This window comes from Oleiphilus sp. HI0117, from assembly GCF_001635235.1.
Genome location: NZ_LWGA01000071.1, coordinates 1 through 1,042, shown reverse-complemented (window position 1 = coordinate 1,042; position 1,042 = coordinate 1). Strand labels below are relative to the sequence as shown.

The 1,042-nt window shown below is 46.7% G+C and carries 1 protein-coding gene and 1 pseudogene; both read right to left on the bottom strand.

Features of this window, described 5'->3' with window-relative positions; translation table 11 throughout:
* Window positions 1–231 (bottom strand): 50S ribosomal protein L11 methyltransferase (locus tag A3757_RS01100; protein ID WP_197469627.1); only part of this gene is annotated, 231 nt, incomplete at its 3' end.
* A 47-nt stretch (window positions 232–278) separates the two neighbouring features.
* A pseudogene (locus A3757_RS01095) lies at window positions 279–1,042 on the bottom strand (acetyl-CoA carboxylase biotin carboxylase subunit); the annotation flags it as partial.

Below are 1,042 nucleotides of genomic sequence, written 5' to 3'. Positions count from 1 at the left end.
GAAGACACTTTCAGTGATGGCTCTAATAGCTTTTTGGTCCTCATCGGCAGAAAACAGCCCGGTGACGATCGTTTCTTCCCAAAGCGGCGTTGTGCCCCGTTCGGGCTCTAGCACTGGCTGGTCTTGAGCATCTTCGAGAGTCACTGCGCTGGCTCCCGCCGCGAGCAAGCCTTCTTCGAGAGCTTCTGCGATGGCGGGAGATATATTGGCTTTAACTTGGATCCAGTTCATAAGTCAGTGACTTCCTGATAGTCGGGAATGAAATACATTAGATGAAACTAAAGGATATTCTTTTCCAGATGATGGATATTAAATTCGAGCTCTCGAAATCCGCTATCGGAAAGTAGCTTGCGGTGAAGGTCAATATTTGTGTCAATTCCGTCTACGACTAGCTCGTCAAGTGCGTTTGTCATACGGTTCATCGCCGCATTACGGTTTTCGCTATGACAAATGATTTTGGCAACTAAAGAGTCGTAAAATGGAGGTACACGATAGCCGCTATATAAATGCGAATCGACACGGACTCCCATGCCACCGGGCGCGTGAAACTGTTTAACTAAGCCGGGGCTCGGTGCAAAGGTTTGAGCATTTTCAGCGTTAATGCGGCACTCTATCGCATGGCCTTCAAGATTTACTTCAGCTTGAGAGACTGAAAGTGGTAGGCCGCTAGCAATTCTAATTTGCTCTTTAACGATATTAATGCCTGTTATCATTTCTGTTACAGGGTGCTCTACCTGTACTCGGGTATTCATTTCGATAAAATAGAAACTGTCATCCTGGTATAAGAACTCAAATGTTCCTGCTCCGCGATAGCCGATATCTTTGCAGGCTTTTACGCAGGCGGCAAACGTGGCTTGTCGGGCTTCCTCGTTAATATTTGGTGCAGGGGCTTCTTCGATAACTTTTTGGTGTCTTCGTTGCAGTGAACAGTCACGGTCACCTAAGTGAATGACATTGCCATGGTTATCTGCAAGTACCTGGATTTCGACATGCCGGGGTGTGTCGAGAAATTTTTCAAGGTAAACGGTGTCATCGCCAAAAG